Consider the following 20751-nt stretch of genomic DNA (forward strand, 5'->3'; position numbering starts at 1 on the left):
TCAGGAACCTCGAATGCAAGCTCATGATATGCCGGCGCAGGCCGCTCTGCGCATCGACGGTGCGCGTCTCTGGAACAGTCTGATGGATCTCGCGCGCATCGGCGCGACGGAGAAGGGCGGCGTGTGCCGTCTCGCATTGACGCAACTCGACAAGCAAGGCCGCGATCTTTTTATCGCGTGGGCAAAGGAAATCGGCTGCACCGTGCGCGTGGATGCGATCGGCAACATCTTCGCGCGCCGTGCGGGCACGCGTGACGATCTTCCGCCTGTGATGACGGGCAGCCATATCGATACGCAACCGACGGGCGGCAAGTTCGATGGCAACTATGGCGTGCTGGCGGGCCTCGAAGTGTTGCGCACGCTGAATGACAATAACGTGCGTACGGTTGCGCCGCTCGAAGTTGCCGTCTGGACTAACGAGGAAGGCTCGCGCTTCGTGCCGGTGATGATGGGTTCCGGTGTATTCGCGGGCGCGTTCACGCTGGATCATGCACTCGCGCAGAAGGATCGCGACGGCGTGTTCGTGCGGGACGCGCTGGCATCGATAGGTTATGCGGGAGATCGCGTCGAGGCGCATGACGTGGGTGCGTATTTCGAAGCGCACATTGAGCAGGGTCCGGTGCTGGAGGCGAAGGACAAGGTGATCGGCGTCGTGCAAGGCGCGCTCGGTCAACGCTGGTACGACGTGACGATCGAAGGCATGGAAGCGCACGCGGGTCCGACGCCGATGGAACTGCGCCGCGACGCCTTGCTCGTCGCGGCAGATCTCATTCGCGCCGTCAATCGCATCGCAATCGATCATGCGCCGCATGGACGCGGAACGGTCGGCTGGGTCGACGTGCATCCGAACTCGCGCAATGTCATTCCGGGGCGCGTCAAGCTGACCGTTGATCTGCGCGCGCCAGACGACGCGACGCTTCTCGCAATGGACCGTGCAATGCGCGACGCATGCGAGCAAGCGGATCTGCCGGTCAAGGTAGACGAAGTTGTCTACTTCGCGCCGCAACCGTTCGACGCATCGCTGGTTGCGTCGGTGCGCGAGAGCGCCGATGCGCTCGGCTTCACGTCGATGGATGTCGTGAGCGGCGCGGGTCATGACGCCGTCTATCTCGCACGCGTGGCGCCGGCAGCGATGATCTTCGTGCCGTGCAAGGACGGCATCAGCCACAACGAGATCGAGGATGCGCGCGCCGATCATCTCGCAGCAGGCTGCAATGTGCTTCTGCAAGCGATGCTGCGCGCAGCCAACGCGTCCGAAGGAGACGCAGCATGAAGATACTCATCGCCCGCATGAACCACGAGACCAACACGTTCTCGCCCGTTGCGACGCCGCTCGAAGCATTCGGGCGCGACGGTCCGTGTCATGGCGCCGAAGCGTATAACGAGAATGCCGGCATGCGTACGGCGATGTCCGCATTCATCGATGCTGCGAAGCGCGAACATGCGGACATCGTGACGCCGATATCCGCTTCGGCAAATCCGAGCGGTCCCGTCGCTGCTGCCGCTTATGACGCGATTTGCCAGTCGATCGTCGATGCAACAGAAGGCTGCGATGCCGTGATGCTCGACCTCCACGGCGCGATGGTCGCGGAGAATTCGCCCGATGGCGAAGGCGATTTGCTGGAACGCGTGCGACGCGCGCTGCCACATGCGCCTATTGCTGTATCGCTCGATCTGCATGCGAACGTCACGCAGAAGATGATCGACAACGCGGACGTGATCACGAGCTTCAAGACCTATCCTCACGTCGATATGTACGAGAGCGGTGAGCATGCGGCGCGACTGCTGCTCGATCTGATTCACGACAAGGCGAAGCCCGTGATCGCTTGGGCGCAGCCGCCGCTGCTCACGCATACGCTGAGGAGTTCGACAGCGGACGGTGCAATGAAGCGTGCAGTCGATGCCGCGCGCGCAGCCGAAGCTGAAGATGGCGTGCTGGCCGTGTCGGTGCTATCCGGTTTCTCGCTGGCGGATATCGCCGCGCCTTGCATCAGCGTGGTCGTGGTGGCGGATGGCGAGCGCGCGAAGGCGCAGAGCGTGGCGGACCGCATCGCGCGGCAAATCTGGAACGAGCGTGACGCGTTCGTTTATCGCAGCGTGCCGCTCGCGCAATCGATCAGCGAGGGCGCTGCGCTCGCACGCGAAACGGACAAGCCCGTACTGCTGCTCGACCACGGCGACAACTGCATGTCGGGCGGAACGTGCGACACGACCGACGCATTCGAAGAAGCGTTGAAGCAAGGACTCGATGGCATCGTCGTGGGACCTTTATGCGATCCCGAAGCTGTCGCGCAACTCTTCGCAGCCGGCGAGGGCGCAACGGTCACGATCGGCGTCGGCAACAAGCTAGCGAGCGTGGCGTCCCGAGCGAAGCCGCCGCTCGAGGTTACCGGCATAGTGCGGGCGTTGACCGATGGCGAATACATCATCAGCGGACCGACGTATACGGGGCAGCGCGCGTTCATGGGCCGCGCGGCCGTGATCGAGACCGCCGCGGCGCGCATCCTTGTAACGGAACGCACGCACGAGCCGTGGGACCTGCGCGTGTTCGAGAGTGTCGGCATCGATCCACGCGGCGCGCGCTTTCTGATTCTCAAGTCCCGCATGTACTGCCGCCCCGTCTTCGTGCCGATATCGGGTGGCCTCGTCGAATGCGATAGCCGCGGTGTCACGAGTTCGGACTATGGACTCTTCGCATTCGAGAACCTGAAGCGGCCCGTCTATCCGCTGGATTCGAACGTCGAATATTGATCGAACAGAAGAGCGGCGCGCCTTTCACTTCACGAGGCGCAGCCGCTTCGTAATGATCGTGCCTTCCTTGCGATCGATGAGCCACGCTGCATCGACATGGCCCATCAATATCGATGTTCTGCGCGTGATATCCGTGGGTTCTTCATCGGTGGGCGCGTTATGCTCGATGTCGTCCGTCAGGTAGGGTGGCGCGAGCGTGCAGATGAGCACGATCGCGAAGTCATCGCTGCCATGCGCGCGGTCGAAGTTCGGAAGCACGATGCTGCCTCTGACCGTGGTTCTCGCGCTGCCTTCCTGCTTCAGTTCAATGCTGTCGAAGGTCTGAACGAAACCCTTTTCCTTGGCTTCAGGCGCAACAACGAGCTTGCGGCCGCTTTGCCCCTTTACCGTTTCCTTCAGCAGGATGGCATCCGGATCGTGAGACGCCGCCAGGGAGACGTTCACCGTCAGCACTTTCTTCTTCGACAGATAGCGCACGCCGTATGAAACCGGAATGACGAACGTGAACGTGCGATCTGTCTGCGCGCCGGGTTGGCTCGCGGCATGCTGCGCCTTGGTGAAGGGCCGCGAAAGAAACGCCCGTACGCGGCCGGTTATCGATGCAGGCTGTCCCGGTGCGGAATGACCTGCCAGCGCATCGCGGACGTGTTCCGGATCGTCGCCGGTAAAGTTCGGTGCGAGCGTGTCGGCCGACATGATGCCTTGAGCATTGGCGCCGCTCGCTATGTCGGCAGCGCTCGCTGCACGGCCAGGCTGCGGCGCGGCCGCCAGAGCGGATACGGATACCCACGACAGCGCGCATGCGATGCACAGAGCAGAGCTACGTCCACGTTTCAATAAATACACCTGCCACTCCTGGCGCGTCAGGGCCGCTCATGATGGAAGTGGCTATCTTAAAACGAAGCGGACTGTTCGGCATTTTGCATGCGTGATAATGAATTCAATCCAACCGCACATATTCGTCGATCGCCGTGAGCGCGCCGTTCGCGAGCCTTGTCGCGGCGCGCAGAAGCGCTTCCCGGAGAACCGGATTGCGTGCCAGCGATGCGGGGAAAACATCGCTTGCGCCGACGAGCGCATCGACGAGGCCTGCCGGCGTGGTCGCATCCTCCGCCGCTTTCGTGAGACGTTCGCCCAGCGGATCGCTGATCGCGTAACGGGTGCCGTCGTCCGCTCGTCCGCGCAGAAACGTAGACCATGCCGCCACCGCAAGCGCGAGCCGTTCGAACGGCTGACCCGCGTCGAGCCTTGCCTGAATGGTCGACAAAATTCGCGGCGGCATCTTCTGGCTACCGTCCATCGCAATCTGGCTGCAACGGTGTTTCAGCGCGGGATTCGCGTAGCGGTCGAGGAGCGCGTCGCGGTATGCGGCGAGATCGAACGATGCCGGTACCGCGAGCGTCGGCGCTATCTCGCGCGTCATCATCGCGTGGATCAGTGACTTCAGCGGCGGGTGGCCGACGGCGTCGCTGATCGTGTCGAAACCGGCGAGCATGGACAGATACGCGAGCGTCGAGTGTGTCGCGTTGAGCATGCGCAGTTTCGCGATCTCGAAGGGCGCGACGTCGTCGACAAGTTGCGCGCCTGCCGCTTCCCACGCAGGACGCCCGGCGGGGAAGCGATCTTCGATGACCCATTGCCTGAACGGCTCGCACGGCACGGGCACTTCATCGCCCACGCCCAGCGCCGCTTGGGCGGCTTCGCGATCCGCGTCGGTCGTGGCGGGGACGATGCGATCCACCATCGTCGACGGAAACGCGACGCGCGTCTCGATCCACGTCGCGAGCGCCGGGTCCAGCCTGCGTGCGAACGAACACACCGCCTGACGCAATGCATCGCCGTTGTGCGAGAGGTTGTCGCAGGAAAGCACGGTGAAGGGGGTGGCGTCCGCGTCGCGTCGCGCTCGCAACGCGGCGCAGAGTATGCCCGGCACGGTGGACGGCTCGTCCGGATGCGCGAGATCGTGCGCGACGCCCGCGTGCGCAAAGTCGGCATCGCCGGTTCGCGGATCGCGACAGTAGCCTTTTTCCGTAACCGTCAGCGACACGATGCGGACGCGTTCGTCGGCGAAAAGCTCGACGAGACGTGCGCGATCGAAGGGCATCGCCAGCACTTCGCGCAATGCACGCACGACCGTCACGCGCACGCCGTCCGGCCCGCGTTCCACGACGCTGTAGAGGCCGTCCTGTGCCATCAACGCATCGCGCTTGGTGACGTCGCCCTGCAGCGTGACGCCGCAAATGCCCCAATCGCCCGGCTCGGCGAGCATCGCCTCTTCGGTATAGAGCGCTTCATGCGCGCGATGAAAGTTGCCGATGCCCAGATGCACGATGCCGATAGCTGGCTCGTGCCACTCGCGCGACAGGCAATGGCCTTCGAGTGCATTGAGCGATGTACGGGAGAGCATTGATTTCTCAGGCATTTTCGATGGCATTTTGAATTAGGAATGGGGAAAACCCGTTATTGACGTCGTAACATACTGGTATGGTAGTATCCGCCACATCGAATGCCCATTCAAGGAAATACCTATGAAGATCATCCGCGCCGACGTGATCGTGACTTGCCCCGGCCGCAACTTCGTCACGCTGAAAGTGGAAACGGACGAGGGCATCTACGGTATCGGCGATGCGACGCTCAATGGCCGCGAACTCGCTGTCGCGTCGTATCTGAAGGATCACGTATGTCCGCTGTTGATCGGGCGCGAAGCGGGCCGCATCGAAGACACGTGGCAGTTTCTCTACAAGGGCGCGTACTGGCGACGCGGCCCCGTCACGATGACCGCAATCGCCGCCGTCGACATGGCGCTCTGGGACATCCTCGGCAAGGCCGCGAACATGCCGCTCTACAAGCTGCTCGGCGGTGCGTCGCGCGACGGCGTGATGGTCTACGGACACGCAACCGGCCGCGACATCCCCGAAGCGCTCGACCGCTACGCGGAGCATATCGAAGAGGGCTACAGGGCGATTCGCATCCAGTGCGGCGTGCCGAACATGCGTTCGGTTTATGGCGTCGCGAAGGGCGACGGCATGTATGAGCCGGCGACGAAGGGTGCGGTCGAGGAGCAGAGCTGGTCCTCCGAAAAGTACCTGGATTTCGTGCCGAAACTCTTTGAAGCCGTGCGCGACAAGTTCGGTTTCGACACGCATCTGCTGCACGATGTGCATCACCGGCTTACGCCGATCGAAGCGGCGCGGCTCGGCAAATCGGTCGAGCCGTATCGCCTGTTCTGGATGGAGGATCCGACGCCCGCCGAGAATCAGGCCGGCTTCCGTCTGATCCGCGAGCACACCGTGACCCCGATTGCGGTGGGCGAGGTGTTCAACAGCATCTGGGACTGCAAGCAGCTGATCGAAGAGCAACTGATCGACTACATCCGCGCGACGCTCACGCATGCGGGCGGCATCACGCATCTGAAGCGCATCGCCGATTTCGCATCGCTGTATCAGGTCCGCACGGGCTGCCACGGTCCTTCGGATCTGTCGCCGGTCTGCATGGGCGCAGCGCTGCACTTCGACTTGTGGGTGCCCAACTTCGGCGTGCAGGAGTACATGGGCTTTCCGAAGGAAGCGCTCGATGTGTTCCCGCATGCATGGTCGTTCGATCGCGGGATGATGCACCCGGGCGAAGCGCCGGGGCACGGTGTAGACATCGACGAAAAGCTCGCCGCAAGGTATCCGTACGATCCGGCGTACTTGCCGGTGGCGCGCCTCGAAGACGGCACGCTCTGGAACTGGTAATCGCGTTTGGTTTAAGGCATTCAAAACACAAGATACCGGAGACAGACATGGCACACAGGGAAACCAGCGCGATGCTGCGCCGGGTGGCAGCGGCATCGACCATCGGCACGGCGGCGGAGTATTACGACTTCTTCGTGTACGGCACGGCAGCGGTGCTCGTGTTCGGCGCAAAATTCTTTCCGAGCCACGATCCGCTGATCGGCACGCTGGCCGCGTTCGCCACGTATGCGGTCGGGTTCGTCGCGCGGCCTGTGGGCGGTATCGTGTTCGGGCATTTCGGCGACAAGATCGGCCGCAAGAAAGCGCTGATTGTCACCATTCTGATCGTGGGTCTGGGCACGTTCGCCATCGGCTTGTTGCCGGATTACTCGCAGATCGGCATCTGGGCGCCGGCGGCGCTTGTGCTGATCCGCGTGCTGCAAGGCTTCGGCGTCGGCGGCGAGCAGGCCGGCGCGGTCTTGCTCACCGCCGAATATGCGCCGCCGCGCGAACGCGGCTTCTTCGCGAGCCTCGTGCAGCTCGGCGCGCCCGCGGGCTTTCTGATCCCATCGGGCATCTTCGCCGTTCTGACCGCGATGCTCACGCACGAACAACTGATGGACTGGGGCTGGCGTCTGCCATTTCTCGGCAGCATCGTGCTTGTCGTCGTCGGGCTTTATATTCGACTGCGCACCGAGGAATCGCCGGTGTTCGCGGCGATCCGCGAGACCAAGGCGGTCGAATCGCGGCCCGTCGTGGAAGTGGTGAAGCAGCACGGCGCGACGATCGTGAAGGGTGTCGGCGCGAAGCTGATCGAGGCTTGCACGTTCGCGATGTACACGATGATCGTGCTCGCCTACGGCCGCGCGCACGGCATCGCCGACTCGCTGCTTCTGCAGACGATCATCGTCGCGGTCGTGCTCGAACTGATTGCGATCCCGCTCGCGGGCGCACTGTCGGATCGCATCGGTCGGCGCGCGACATTCATCGCGGGCGCAGTGCTGCATGTGCTGCTCGTCATGCCGCTCTTTCACGCTATCGATAGCGGCAGCCGCCTCGCGATCCAGACCGTGATGATTCTCGCGATCACCGTCGGCCACAGCCTTTGCTATGCACCGCAAGCATCGCTCTTTCCCGAGCTCTTTCCGGCACGCGTGCGATGCAGCGGCATTGCGCTCATCTGGCAGATCGGTTCGCTGATCGGCAGCGGCGTGCTAGGTCTCGTCGCGGTGAAGCTGATTCAGGCGACGGGCGGAAGCTCGATCGGTCTCATCGTGTACGTTGCCGCGCTCGGCATCGTCTCGACGATCTCGCTTCTGCTTCTGCCCGAGACCGCGCCGGCGCGCGTCGGCCGTGATCTGCACGACTGGGGCGCGCCGCAACACGATGCCGCGATCGCCGGATCGAACGCAGAACCGGCGCTCGCCGCCCGCCGTTGATTGCATGCAAAACGCTTTATACAAAGTGCAAACCGCAGATTCCAGGACACAGATCATGCTCGCAGCCGTTCTACACGAACCGAAGAACCTCGTCATCGACGAGATCGACACGCCCGAACCAGAACCCGGACAGGTGCAGATTCGCGTGCGCGCGGGCGGCATCTGCGGGTCGGATCTTTCGTATTACTTCAAGGGCAAAAGCGGCGACTTCGCCGTGCGCGAGCCGTTCGTGCTCGGTCACGAAGTCGCGGGCGAGATTGCCGCGCTGGGCGAGGGCGTGACGGGCCTTGCAGTCGGCCAGCGGGTCGCGGTGAATCCGGGCCTGAATTGCGGAACGTGCCGCTTTTGCGAGAAAGGCATGCCGAACCATTGCCTGAAGATGCGCTTCATGGGCAGCGCGTCGACGTTCCCGCATATGCAGGGCATGTTCCGGCAATACATCACGGCAGCCGCGCGGCAATGCGTTCCGGTGCCGGATACCCTCGATTTCGCGCAGGCGTCGATGGCCGAGCCGCTTGCTGTCGCGCTGCACGCGTTGAAGCTCGCCGGCCCGCTCGTCGGCGCGAAGATGCTGCTCGTGGGTTGCGGGCCGATCGGCTGCATCGTGTTGGCCGCCGCGCGGCGCGCGGGCGCGCATCGCATCGTCGCGCTCGATCTTGCTGACAAGGCGCTCGCGATGGCGGCGTCGCTCGGCGCCGACGAGACCGTGCTCGCGAACGATCAGGCGCGCATCGATGCCTGGTCGCGCGAACGCGGCACCTTCGACGTCGTGATCGAGGCATCGGGCAGCCCCGCCGGTCTCGACACCGCGTTGCGCTCGGTGCGTGCGGGCGGCACGGTGATCCAGCTCGGAAATCTGCCGGCTGGTCAGTCGCCGGTCGCGGCGAACCTCGTGATGGCGAAAGAGCTGCGTTATCAGGGCTCGTTCCGCTTCACCGATGAATACGCGATCGCCGCGGATGAAATCGCCTTGCAGCGCATCGACCTTCGTCTGCTGATGACGCACGCATTTCCGCTCGCCGAAGCGAATCGTGCATTCGAAGTCGCGCTGGATCGCTCTCAATCGATGAAGGTGCATCTCCAGTTCGACTGACGGGCGCCACTTGGCATCGGCATTCAAAATTCATCATTCATGAAACCGCCGGACCGGAAGGCCACAAGAAGCGGTGCATCGGAGACTCGACATGATCAAAAGTCAGCGGTGGTTCGTCGTCGGCCTGCTGTTCCTCGCGGGCGTCGTCAACTATCTCGACCGCGCGGCGCTTTCCATCGCCGCTCCGCTCATCCAGAAAGACCTGCATTTCACGCATGCACAGATGGGCATCGTGTTCAGCAGCTTTTTCATCGGGTATGCATTATTCAATTTTGTCGGCGGCGTGCTGTCGGACAGGATCGGCGCGAAGAAAGTCTTCGGCGGCGCAATGGGTATCTGGTCGCTGTTTTGCGGTGCGACTGCGCTGGCGAGCAGTCTCGTGTCGCTGATCGTGCTTCGCGTGCTCTTCGGCATGGGAGAGGGACCGTTCAGCTCGTCGAACAGCAAGATGGTGAACAACTGGTTTCCGCGTCGTGAAGTGGCGAGCGCGATCGGGGTCATCAGTTCGGGGACGCCGCTGGGCGGCGCGCTCGCCGGCCCGGTCGTCGGTTACATGGCGATCCAGTTCGGCTGGCGCTGGGCGTTCGTCATCATCATGATGATCGGCTTCGCGTGGCTCGTGCTTTGGGCGCTTTCGACGACCGAGCATCCGCAACAGAACAAGCGCGTCACGCAGGCCGAACTCGATCTGATCGTCGCGGGCCAGCAGGACGCCGCGTCGATGGAGCACGGCACGCACGGCAAGCAGGCGAATCTCGGCTTTTATCTGCGTCAGCCGATCATCCTCGCCACGGCATTCGCGTTTTTTGCATACAACTACGTGCTGTTCTTCTTTCTCTCGTGGTTCCCGACGTATCTGACCGAAGCGCATCACATGTCGCTGCGCGACATGAGCTTTGCGACGGTGATTCCGTGGCTGCTCGGCAGCATCGGGCTCGCGGCGGGCGGCTTCATCACCGATGCGATTCTGCGTATCACAGGCAAGCCGCTCATGTCGCGCCGCATCGTGCTGACCGTGTGCCTCGGCCTGGCGGCGCTGTGCGTCGCGTTCGCGGGGCGTGTGGAGAGCACGCAGGGCGCGGTGGCGTTGATGTCCGTGACGATCTTCTTCCTCTATGTAACCGGGTCCGTGTACTGGGCCGTGATTCAGGACACGGTGCGGCGCGAAAACGTCGGCGGCGTGGGCGGTTTCGTGCATCTGCTCGCGAATCTCGCGGGCGTGATCGGACCGGCGGTGACGGGCTTCATCGTCGAGGCGACGCACGGCGCGTATGGCAGCGCCTTCGTTCTGGCGGGCGCGATCGCGGTGCTCGGCGCGCTGTGTTCGCTCGTATGGATTCGCGAGCCGAAAGCGCGCGCGAAGCGTGAAAGCGCGGCGAGTGCTGCGTGATAGTATCGGGAAGCGAGGCGCGCGAACGTGGCTCGCTTTCTCCTCATTAGCGTTCAGGTTCAATCATGCAAGACGGTATCGTGTCGAATGGCTCGGCTGCAGTGCGGCGTGCGCGCGTACGCAGGCCGCTCGCATCGCAGAAGTTCGAATTGCCCGATCTGACTTCGGCGATATCGCACGACTCGCATGAGCCCATCGGCAAGCAGATTTTTCGGGCGCTGCGTCAGGCTATCTTCGCGGGACAACTCGTGCCCGGCACGCCGCTTTCCGAAAAGGAAGTCGCGGAGATGTTCCAGGTTTCGCGGCAGCCGGTGCGCGAGACCTTCATCAAGCTCGTCGAGGCGGGCGTGCTGCAAGTGTTGCCTCAGCGCGGCACCTTCGTGAAAAAAATATCGCCGCGTCAGGTGCGCGAAGGGCGTTTCATTCGCGAGGCGATCGAAACGGCGGTCGCGCGCAAGGCCGCGGTCGCCATCACCGATTCGCAACTCGACGATCTCGCCGCGAATCTTCGCGAGCAGAAGAGCGCATCGAAAGTGAACGACACCACTGCCTTTCTCGCACTCGATGAACAGTTCCACATGCAGATCGCGCAATCGATCGACTGCGTCGCTGCATGGGACACGATCCAGGACATCAAGGCGCAGATGGATCGCGTGCGTTATCTGAGCTTGCCGGATGTATCGCCGCTCGATCTGCTCATCAAGCAGCATGCGCGCATCGTGAGCGCGTTGAAGGCGCATGATCCCGATGGCGCCGAGGAAGCGATGCGCGCGCATCTGCGCGAGATTCTGGTGTCGTTGCATCCGATCGCGGAACGCAATCCCGATTGGTTCGAGCCCGACGAGCCGGAGCGGGTGGCCTTGGGAAGCTGATTGAAAGGACAGCGCTATACTGACCATCCTTTCACCGCATGCCGATCCGCGGGCCCATCCCGCGGCGCACGTTCAAAATTGGCTGAACACAACTTAGAAAAACTCAAGATCGACCGGGGTCCGTCTGCCGCGATGCCGCGGCGCCGGCGCAACTGGCTTCGTTACGCCATCATCGTTGCGATTCTGCTCGCGCTCATCGGCGTGGCGTTTCGTCTCACCGGCCCGCAGGCCGTCGAAACCGCCACGGTCACGTCGGTGTATCCGTCGCAGAGCTATACGCTTCTGAACGCCACGGGCTATGTCGTGCCGCAACGCAAGGCCGCAGTCGCATCGAAAGGACAAGGGCGCGTCGAATGGCTCGGCGTGCTCGAAGGCACGCCGGTGAAGGAAGGGCAGATCATCGCGCGGCTGGAGAGCAATGACGTGGCTGCGTCGCTCGCGCAGGCCCAGGCGCAGGTCAAGGTCGCGCGGGCGAATCTCGAGCTGCAGCGCGCCGAACTGAAGAACGCGGAAGTCGATCTCAAGCGCTACAAGATCCTCGCACCGCAAGGCGCGATTCCGGCGACACAGTACGATGCCGCGCTCGCCCGCTTCGACAAGGCCAAGGCGTCGATCAACAGCGACGAAGCCGCGATCGTCTCCGCGCAAGCCAACGCGCAGGCAGCGCAAGTAGCCGTCGATCAAACCGTGATTCGCGCGCCCTTCGACGGCGTCGTGATCGAGAAGCACGCGAATGTCGGCGACAACATCACGCCGTTCTCATCGGCGTCGGACAGCAAGGGCGCGGTTGTCACCATCGCCGACATGAAGACGCTCGAAGTCGAAGCCGATGTCGCCGAGTCGAACATCGCGCGCATCGCTGTCGATCAGCCGTGCGAGATTCAACTCGATGCGCTGCCCGACGCGCGCTTCGCGGGCCGCGTGTCGCGCATCGTGCCGACGGTCGATCGATCCAAAGCCACCGTGCTCGTGAAAGTGCGTTTCGTCGAACGCGATTCGCGCGTGCTGCCCGATATGTCCGCGAAAGTCGCGTTCCTGTCGAAGCCGGTGCCGCCCGAGGAGAAGAAGGCGGTTGTCGCCGTGCAGCCATCGGCGGTCGTCACGCGCGATGGCAGGAAAGTGGTCTACGTGGTAGATCACGACGCCGCGCGCGAAGTGCCGGTGACGACGGGCGAGCGCATCGGCGATCTGCTGGCCGTGCAGGGCGTGAAGCCCGGCGACGTGCTCGTGCTCGCGCCCGGCGACAAGATCAAGGACGGCGCCAAAGTCACGCTGGCGAAGAAATAACGTGAGCACGACGCCTCTCGTTCAGATCAGCCACGTCGCGAAGTCGTATCGGCGCGGCGTGCAGACCGTGCCGGTGCTCACCGACATCACGTTGTCCATCGCGGAAGGCAATTTCGTCGCGTTGATGGGGCCGTCGGGTTCGGGCAAGAGCACGCTGCTCAACCTGATCGCGGGCATCGACCGGCCCGATAGCGGCGAGTTGCTCGTCGGCGGACTCGATATCACGCGCCTGCCCGAAGCCGCGCTTGCCGACTGGCGCGCGGCGAACGTCGGCTTCATCTTCCAGTTCTATAACCTGATGCCGGTGCTGTCCGCGTTCGAGAACGTCGAGTTGCCGCTGATGCTCACGCGCCTCACGCGCCACGAGCGCAAGGAACGCGTCGCGATGGTGCTCGACATGGTCAACATGGCCGATCGCATGAGTCACTATCCGTCGGAGCTGTCGGGCGGGCAGCAGCAGCGCATCGCGATCGCGCGTGCGCTGATCACGGACCCGAAGCTGATCGTCGCCGACGAACCGACCGGCGATCTCGACCGCAGCTCCGCCGCCGATGTCCTCGCGATGCTGCAACGTCTCAACGACAAGCTCGGCAAGACCATCATCATGGTGACGCACGACGCGCACGCGGCCGGCGCGGCGAAGGCGCTCGTGCATCTGGAGAAAGGCGAGCTGATCGATGGAACCGTGGGCTAAGCCATCATGTTCGTGTTCAAGCTGATCCTGCGCAACGCGATGCGGCACAAGCTGCGCACCACGCTGACGGTGCTCGGGCTGACCATCGCGGTGCTCGCATATGGTCTTTTGCATACCGTCGTCGATGCGTGGTATGCAGGCGCCGCGGCTGCATCGAACGCGCGGCTCGTCACGCGCAATGCAATCTCGCTCGTGTTTCCGTTGCCGCTCGCCTATGAGAACCGCATACGCGGCGTCGAGGGCGTGACGCTCGTTGCGCGCTCGAACTGGTTCGGCGGCGTGTATCGCGATCCGAAGAACTTCTTCGCGCAGTTCGCCGTGTCCGACAACTATCTCGATCTCTATCCCGAGTTCATCGTGCCCGAGCAGCAACGCGCCGATTATCGACGCGATCGCAAAGGCGCGCTCATCGGCCGGCAGCTCGCGGATCAATACGGCTTCAAGGTCGGCGACGTCATTCCGCTCAAGGGCACGATCTATCCGGGAACATGGGACTTCGTCGTGCGCGGCATCATGGAAGGGCGCGACGAATCGACCATCACGCGGCAACTGATTTTTCACTACGACTATCTGAACGAGACGATCCGCAAGACGACCAAGCGCAATGTCGATCAGGTCGGCGTGTACGTGGTCGGCATCAAGGATCCGGACGAAGCGGCTGTCGTGTCGCGCAAGATCGACAATGTCTTCAAGAACTCGCTCGCCGAAACGCTGACGGAAACGGAGCAGGCGTTTCAGCTCGGCTTCGTCGCAATGTCGAATCAGATCATCGCGGCGATACGCGTCGTGTCATATGTAGTGATCCTGATCATCATGGCGGTGATGGCGAACGCGATGGCAATGAGCGCGCGCGAGCGCATCACCGAATACGCGACATTGAAGGCGCTCGGCTTCGGCTCCGCATTTCTATCGGTGCTCGTGTTCGGCGAATCGATGGCAATCTGCGCGATCGGCGGTGGCATCGGCATCCTGGCGACGCCGCCGATGGCCGAAGTCTTCAAGCACGCCACAGGCGGCGTGTTCCCGGTCTTCATGGTGTCGCACGAGACGATGCTTCTGCAGGCGGCATGCGCGTTCGCCGTCGCGATGGCAGCGGCGATCGTGCCGGCGGTGCAGGCGAGCCGCGTGCGCATCGTCGAAGGCCTGCGGGCGATCGGCTGAGGACGCGCGATGGCCATTCCCGTTTCCTACGTCGCACGCAATCTCTGGGCGCGCCGTCTCACGACCATGCTGACGGCAGGCGGTCTCGCGCTCGTGGTGTTCGTGTTCGCGACCGTGCTGATGCTCGACGCGGGACTGACGAAAACGCTCGTATCGACGGGCGAAGCGGACAACGTCGTCGTGATCCGAAAGGGCGCGGAGACGGAGATACAAAGCGCGATCGACCGCAATCAGGCGAACGCGATGGAGATGCATCCGTCGGTCGCGATGAACGGCGACGGCGAGCCGCTCGCATCGAAGGAAACCGTCGTGCTGATCTCGCTCACCAAGCTCGGCACCAACACGCCCGCCAACGTCGTGATTCGCGGCGTCTCGCCGATGGGCGTGCAATTGCGTCCGCAAGTGAAGCTCACGGCGGGGCGCATGTTCAGGCGCGGCTCGTCGGAGATCATCGTGGGCAGCAGCATCGCGAAGGGGTTCGGCGGCACGCGCATCGGCGACTCCCTGCGTTTCGCGCAGCGCGACTGGACCGTGGTCGGCCATTTCGATGCGGGCGGCAGCGGCTTCGATTCGGAAATATGGGGCGACGTCGATCAGTTGATGCAATCGTTCCGGCGCACGAGTTATTCGTCGATGGTCGTGCGGCTCGCCCGCAGCGATGCATTCGAGCGCTTTCGCGGCGATATCGACGTGGACCCGCGCCTCGCCGACGAAGCGAAGCGCGAACAGGTGTTCTACGGCGATCAGTCGAAGGCGCTGTCGACGTTCATCAATATCCTCGGCTTCACGCTGTCGATCATCTTTTCGATCGCGGCGATGATCGGGGCGATGATCACGATGTACGCGTCGGTGGCCAATCGTGTCGCGGAGATCGGAACGTTGCGCGCGCTCGGCTTCAAGCGCTTCGACGTGCTCGGGGCGTTCCTGCTCGAAGCGTTGTTGCTCGGGCTGGTCGGCGGCGTGGCCGGACTTTCGTGCGCCGCGCTGATGCAGTTCGCTTCGTTTTCCACGACCAATTTTCAGACCTTCGCGGACTTGTCGTTCCGCTTCATCCTGACGCCTTCGGTGATCGCAAAGACACTCGGGTTCTCGCTCGCGATGGGACTCGTCGGCGGATTCCTGCCGGCGATGCGGGCGTCGCGGATGAATATCGTGGACGCGCTGCGCGCGCGATGATCCCGTTTCGTCGAACGGTCGCTCCGAAAGTATTCAATATTCAACATGCATTGTGCGGCGTAGAGTCGAGATCACCCGAACTCGATCTCGAAGGAGTTTCATCATGCCGCTCGTCAGAATCTCGCTCATGAAAGGCAAGCCGCGCGAGCATATCCGCGCGATCTCGAACGGCGTGCACGAAGCGCTCGTCGAAGCGTTCAAGGTCCCCGCCGACGACCGCTTTCAATTGATCGACGAACACGAGCGCGACCACTTCATTTACGATCCCGGTTATCTCGGTGTCGAACGCAGCGACGACGTCGTGTTCATCCACATCACCGCGAGCGACTGGCGCGACACGGCGACGAAGAAAGCGTTCTACAAGACACTGGTGGCGAAGCTCGCGGCATCGCCCGGACTGCGGCCCGACGACGTGATGATCGCGCTCGCGCCGAATCGCCGCGAAGACTGGTCGTTCGGACGCGGACTCGCGCAGTACGTGGAGGACGCGGCCTGACCGAAAACCGCAAAGGAGCCGTATCCACGATGAACCCGACGACCCTGAAAGGCGCGTGTCACTGCGGCGCGATCACCTTCGAAGTCGAAACTTCGCCGGAACCCGCCGCGCGCTGCAATTGCAGTTTCTGCCGAAGGCGCGGCGCGGTCATGTCGCCGCCCTTTGTCAAAGAGAAGTTGCGCATCCTGTCGGGCGAGGACGAACTCACGCTTTATCAATTCAACACGCAGGTCGCGAAGCATTACTTTTGCAAGCGCTGTGGAATTTACACGTTCCATCAAACGCGTTCGAATCCTGCTGAATGGCGCGTGAACCTCGGCTGTGTCGATGGCGTGGATGCGTATTCGCTCGATGCACCCGTCAAGGACGGCGCGAGCAGTTCGGTAGGGGGGCGCGCATAGCAGCGTCGCCATGTGAGTGAAGGGTGCCGGGAACGCCGCGTGCTACAACCCGGCACCCACAAGCCGTTCGCGTTCGATGTTCGAGGCGCAACCGCGTTTCCGAGAACGGCGTTCGATAACAACACTCACATGGAGCGCCGTCATGGCACACAAGCCTTCCAACGAACCCGACGCGGTACGCCGGCGTCTGCTTGCCGCGTTCGCCAGCACGGCGATGCTGTCGGCCTGCGGTGGCGGCGGCAGCGACGATGACTCGGGCACCGTCACGCCGACGAGTCCTATCGGCACGATTCCGTCCGATCGCGCGAATCTGCCGCGTCCGGCGTTGCCCGCGCCGGAGACTTCGGGCATCGATCACATGGTGCTCGTGACGATGGAAAACCGCTCCTTCGATCACATGCTCGGCTGGGTGCCGGGCGCGGAGGGCGTGCAGGCGGGTAAGCAGTTCACCGATGCGTTCGGCACGGTGCAATCGACATTCGCGCTGTCGGCCAACGCTGCGTTTGGTTATCAAGGCTGCCAGTTTGCCGATCCCGATCACGCCTACGACGCAGGCCGCACGCATCTCGCGAACGGCGCGATGAACGGCTTCCTGCTCACGCCGGATACGAACAAGACGCGCGGCGATCTGCTGCCGATCGGTTACTTCACGGGCAGCGATCTCGAGTTCTATCGACAGGCGGCGACGCAATACACCGTCTGCGATTACTACATGAGCGGCATTCTCGCCGACACGTTTCCGAACCGCGTCTATCTGCATAGCGGCGAAACGGATCGCTTGAGCGATACGCTCGATACATCGTCGCTATCGACGATCTGGGACCGGCTCGATGCGAAGAACGTGTCGTCGAAGTATTACTTTCATGACGTGCCGTTCACGGCGCTTTACGGCACGCGTTACGTCGGCCGCTCGAAGCTCTTTTCCGATTTCCTGTCCGATGCGGCGGGCGGCAATCTGCCGTCGTTCTGCATGGTCGATCCGAGCTTTGCCGGCGAGGCGAACGGCACGTCCAACGACGATCATCCTCATGCCGATGTCCGCAACGGCCAGGTCCTGCTCGCGCAAATCTACGAAGCGCTGCGCACGAGCCCAAACTGGAGCAAGACGCTCATGATCGTCGTCTACGACGAGTGGGGCGGATTCTTCGAGCATGTCGCGCCGCCGGTCAAGTCGCTGTCGGAGGCGGAACAGAAGCTCGGCAACGACGGCCGCTTGGGTTTTCGTGTGCCATGCGTATTGCTCGGACCGCGCGTGCGCGCGAACAACGTGGCGCGCTATCCGTTCGATCCGAGTTCGATCCATCAACTGCTTGTCTGGCGCTTCGGGCTCGATCCGCTGGGCGTGCGCGCGAGCGATCCGACCACGTTCAACATGGCTTACGCGCTCGATCTGAGCGATGCGCCACGCACCGATGCGCCCGCGATTACGGTGGCGCAAGGGCCGTTCGGACTCGAATGCTCGAACACGGCGTCGACAGGATCGGGTCTCGAGACCATCGACAAGTCGCGGACGGCGAAAGCAGCGGAGGGCGCATCGCAGACGCCGACGCCCGGCGGGCGCTTCGCCGACTTGCGCGCCAAGGCAACTGCGCTGGGATTCCCTTCTTCGTGATTTCCTGATCGACGCGCTATGCACCGCGCGCGAAGTCGAGCGTCATGAGGACCGAATCGTGATACGTGCCGTCGATCTTCAGCGCACGCGGCTCGCGCGCGTATTCGACGAATCCCGCCGCGCGATACAGCCTCATTGCAGCGAGATTGTCCGGCGCGACTTCGAGCTTGATTTCGTCGACGACGCCCCGCGCGTACGCAAGCACGGCATCGACGAGCGCAGCGGCAAGTCCCGTGCCGCGCGCACTCTCGCGCACGTACATGCCCCAGAGAACGCCTTTGTGCCGGAGCTTTGCGCCCGTCGGCACGAGCAGCCCGGCTACCCCGGCTAACATGCCATCGCGGCCGTCGCCACCGAACACCGCGTGATCCGCGATGCGCGCGCCGAACCAGTCGGGCGTCTGCATGCGCTCGTCGTCATACGAAGCGCCGAACGACGTTGGATAACGCTGCAGGCCTTCGAGACGAATATCGCGGAACGCTTGTGCGTCGGCGGGCGTCAGGCGTCTGATCGGCGGGATGATGGCATTCTGCATAACGCATGCAATGAACAAATGGGGGGACATCCATGATAGCCGGGCGCCTCACATCTCCTCTTCGCAGGCGGACGAATCGGAAATAAATCCTTAGCCCATGCGCCGATCGAATGTCTTCAGGTAATTGTCACCATCGGGTAATCATAAAGACGACGCCCTTGTTGCCACCGGTGCGCTTTACAAAGCAGGGCGAATCCAATATTTCTGAAGGCGGCTTCACGAACCAACGAAAAGGGAACACGGCCATGACCCGTCTGATTCGAACGTTCGCTTTCCTCTTCGCGCTGGCATTGCTCTCCACGTCGCTCGCGCTTGCCTGCACGCGCACGCTCTATGTCGGCGACAAAGGCCTCGTCATCACCGGCCGTTCGATGGACTGGTCCGAGGACATGCGTTCCAATCTCTGGGTGATGCCCGCGGGCATCGAACGCGATGGCAACGCGGGGCCGCGCTCGATCAAATGGAAATCGAAGTACGGCAGCGTGGTGGTGTCGGGTTATGAAATTGGCACGGTGGACGGCATGAACGAGCGCGGGCTCGTCGCCAATGCGCTCTATCTCGCGGAGACCGATTACGGCAAGCCCGACCCGAAGCGCGATCCGATGTCGATCAGTCTGTGGGCGCAATATGCGCTCGATAACTTCGCGACCGTCGGGCAAGCCGTGTATGTGATGTCGCGCGAACCGTTCCAGATCATCGCGCCGCCCCTGCCCAACGGCAAGCCGCTGACGATCCATCTTTCTCTTTCCGATGCGCGCGGCGACTCTGCTATCTTCGAGTACATCAACGGCAAGCTCATCATTCATCAAGGCAAGAAGTACAAGGTGATGACCAACTCGCCGATCTACGATGAACAGCTTGCTATCGATACTTACTGGAGAAGCGTCGGCGGCATGGGCTTCTTGCCGGGCACGAATCGCGCGGCGGACCGCTTCGTGCGCGCGTCGTTTCTGCTCGATGCGATTCCGAAGCAGGCCGATGCGAATTACATGGCGGGCGTGCCGCAGCAGTCGTACGCGTTCCAGGCCGTCGCGAGCGTGATGAGTCTCATGCGTTCGGTGAGCGTGCCGCTCGGCATCAGCACGCCGGAGCAGCCGAATCTGTCGTCGACGATATGGCGCACGGTCTCGGATCAGCAGAACCTGATCTATTACTTCGATTCAGCGACGCGGCCCGATACGTTCTGGGTGTCGCTCAAGAAGCTCAACCTGAATCCAGGCGCGCCGGTGATGAAGCTGACGATCGATTCGGGACAGGTCTTCTCCGGCGAGACCGCGGGCAGCTTCGTCGCGACGCAGCCTTTCGCGTTCATGCCCGCGAAGGCGCCATGAGCCAGCATTTGCCTCGATGTTGTCGCGGCTCCGCACGAAACGGGGCATCGATTTCGCCCGCGCAGGTAAAATAGTGTCCTTTTGCCCCCGGTGATCCTGTGCAAGGCATGAAGCGCACGGCATTCAGCGGCCCGGCGCTCGTTCGCCTGCTGGCACATTTTGCCGATCTCGACGTTCACGAACCCGCTCAATCGCTCGCGGACCGCCTGAGCCAATGGCTCGGCTGGACCGATGCGATTGCGCTGTCCACTGCGCTCGCATCCGATCCGCCCGCCGCGTCGGGCGCGCGATCCGTTGCGCGCGAGGTGGAAGAAGAGTGCGCGCGCGTGCGCAACTCGCTCGCAGGCGCATTCGCACGCGAGGAAGCGGCCGTGCGCCGCAGGAATCGTGCGCCGGTGAAGCCGTCGTCCGACGATGCGCCCATCGACTACGCGGACTTTCGTCAGCGCTATGTGTCCTTGCAGCAAGCGATGGAATCCGACATCGGTGCGCTGCGCACGCGTCTGCGATCGACGCTCGCGACGAAATCGCCGGACATGGCGCGTCTCGCCGTCGTCGATGCCGTGATGGAACAGGCGTTGAGCGCGCGCGAACGCAGTCTGCTCGGCAACGTGCCCGCGCTGCTCGGCAAGCATTTCGAGCGTCTGAAGCGCGCTCAAGCCGCTGTCGAGACATCGGCGCCGAATGCATGGCTCGACGTGTTTCGCAAGGATCTGCAGAGCGTGCTGCTCGCCGAACTGGATGTTCGTTTTCAACCGATCGAAGGCTTGCTCGCGGCTCTTCGGCCCCGCTAACTG

The 20751-nt window shown here is 62.9% G+C and carries 19 protein-coding genes; 16 read left to right on the top strand and 3 right to left on the bottom strand.

The annotated features are described in order from the left end of the window. Window positions 1-13 precede the first annotated feature (13 nt). Both NCS00_RS21230 and NCS00_RS21235 read left to right on the top strand, forming a co-directional pair. Window positions 14-1273, top strand: coding sequence for a Zn-dependent hydrolase (locus tag NCS00_RS21230; RefSeq protein ID WP_250440910.1), 1260 nt, complete (start codon window positions 14-16; stop codon window positions 1271-1273). Further along, entirely contained in the window at window positions 1270-2751 is a 1482-nt protein-coding gene (locus NCS00_RS21235; protein WP_250440911.1) for a M81 family metallopeptidase, read from the top strand. The genes NCS00_RS21230 and NCS00_RS21235 overlap by 4 nt, the downstream gene beginning before the upstream one ends. A gap of 24 nt (window positions 2752-2775) precedes the next feature. Here NCS00_RS21235 and NCS00_RS21240 read toward each other — a convergent pair whose 3' ends face one another. Then, window positions 2776-3447, bottom strand: a complete 672-nt coding sequence (locus NCS00_RS21240) for a hypothetical protein (protein ID WP_250440912.1) — start codon at window positions 3445-3447, stop codon at window positions 2776-2778. Window positions 3448-3691: 244 nt separating this feature from the next. Then, on the bottom strand, window positions 3692-5158 hold the full coding sequence (locus NCS00_RS21245) for a mannitol dehydrogenase family protein (RefSeq protein ID WP_250440913.1): 1467 nt from the start codon (window positions 5156-5158) through the stop codon (window positions 3692-3694). A 121-nt stretch (window positions 5159-5279) separates the two neighbouring features. Between NCS00_RS21245 and manD the strand changes: the two genes are divergently transcribed. The 12 genes from manD to NCS00_RS21305 all read left to right on the top strand — a co-directional run bounded on the left by manD (window position 5280) and on the right by NCS00_RS21305 (window position 18088). Then, complete coding sequence (manD, locus tag NCS00_RS21250) at window positions 5280-6488, top strand: D-mannonate dehydratase ManD (protein WP_250440914.1); 1209 nt, start codon at window positions 5280-5282, stop codon at window positions 6486-6488. Window positions 6489-6535: 47 nt separating this feature from the next. Then, window positions 6536-7906, top strand: a complete 1371-nt coding sequence (locus NCS00_RS21255) for an MFS transporter (RefSeq protein ID WP_175980709.1) — start codon at window positions 6536-6538, stop codon at window positions 7904-7906. A gap of 55 nt (window positions 7907-7961) precedes the next feature. Further along, complete coding sequence (locus tag NCS00_RS21260) at window positions 7962-8999, top strand: L-idonate 5-dehydrogenase (RefSeq protein ID WP_250440915.1); 1038 nt, start codon at window positions 7962-7964, stop codon at window positions 8997-8999. 91 nt (window positions 9000-9090) lie between these two features. After that, the gene (locus tag NCS00_RS21265) at window positions 9091-10389 is read left to right on the top strand and encodes an MFS transporter (protein ID WP_250440916.1); all 1299 of its coding nucleotides are present in this window, start codon (window positions 9091-9093) and stop codon (window positions 10387-10389) included. Between the two features lie 65 nt (window positions 10390-10454). Continuing rightward, window positions 10455-11261, top strand: a complete 807-nt coding sequence (locus NCS00_RS21270; protein ID WP_008347879.1) for a GntR family transcriptional regulator — start codon at window positions 10455-10457, stop codon at window positions 11259-11261. Between the two features lie 132 nt (window positions 11262-11393). After that, complete coding sequence (locus NCS00_RS21275; protein WP_239294906.1) at window positions 11394-12548, top strand: efflux RND transporter periplasmic adaptor subunit; 1155 nt, start codon at window positions 11394-11396, stop codon at window positions 12546-12548. A gap of 1 nt (window position 12549) precedes the next feature. Beyond that, window positions 12550-13242 (top strand): ABC transporter ATP-binding protein, encoded by a 693-nt coding sequence (locus NCS00_RS21280; protein ID WP_250440917.1) that lies wholly within the window; start codon window positions 12550-12552, stop codon window positions 13240-13242. A 6-nt stretch (window positions 13243-13248) separates the two neighbouring features. Then, window positions 13249-14403 (top strand): ABC transporter permease, encoded by a 1155-nt coding sequence (locus NCS00_RS21285; RefSeq protein WP_008347884.1) that lies wholly within the window; start codon window positions 13249-13251, stop codon window positions 14401-14403. Window positions 14404-14412: 9 nt separating this feature from the next. Continuing rightward, window positions 14413-15579 (top strand): ABC transporter permease, encoded by a 1167-nt coding sequence (locus NCS00_RS21290; protein WP_250440918.1) that lies wholly within the window; start codon window positions 14413-14415, stop codon window positions 15577-15579. A gap of 103 nt (window positions 15580-15682) precedes the next feature. Then, window positions 15683-16075 (top strand): tautomerase family protein, encoded by a 393-nt coding sequence (locus NCS00_RS21295; RefSeq protein ID WP_008347888.1) that lies wholly within the window; start codon window positions 15683-15685, stop codon window positions 16073-16075. 29 nt (window positions 16076-16104) lie between these two features. Next, window positions 16105-16476, top strand: coding sequence for a GFA family protein (locus tag NCS00_RS21300; protein ID WP_250440919.1), 372 nt, complete (start codon window positions 16105-16107; stop codon window positions 16474-16476). Between the two features lie 142 nt (window positions 16477-16618). After that, on the top strand, window positions 16619-18088 hold the full coding sequence (locus NCS00_RS21305; RefSeq protein ID WP_250440920.1) for an alkaline phosphatase family protein: 1470 nt from the start codon (window positions 16619-16621) through the stop codon (window positions 18086-18088). A 16-nt stretch (window positions 18089-18104) separates the two neighbouring features. Here NCS00_RS21305 and NCS00_RS21310 read toward each other — a convergent pair whose 3' ends face one another. Next, a complete protein-coding gene (locus NCS00_RS21310) occupies window positions 18105-18623 on the bottom strand; it encodes a GNAT family N-acetyltransferase (protein WP_250440921.1) in 519 nt (172 codons plus the stop codon). Between the two features lie 245 nt (window positions 18624-18868). Between NCS00_RS21310 and NCS00_RS21315 the strand changes: the two genes are divergently transcribed. Beyond that, complete coding sequence (locus NCS00_RS21315) at window positions 18869-19954, top strand: linear amide C-N hydrolase (RefSeq protein WP_008347896.1); 1086 nt, start codon at window positions 18869-18871, stop codon at window positions 19952-19954. A 107-nt stretch (window positions 19955-20061) separates the two neighbouring features. Continuing rightward, window positions 20062-20748, top strand: a complete 687-nt coding sequence (locus NCS00_RS21320) for a DUF3348 domain-containing protein (RefSeq protein WP_175980727.1) — start codon at window positions 20062-20064, stop codon at window positions 20746-20748. Window positions 20749-20751: the final 3 nt, after the last annotated feature.

Source organism: Caballeronia sp. AZ1_KS37, assembly GCF_023631165.1.
Taxonomy (GTDB): Bacteria; Pseudomonadota; Gammaproteobacteria; order Burkholderiales; family Burkholderiaceae; genus Caballeronia; species Caballeronia zhejiangensis.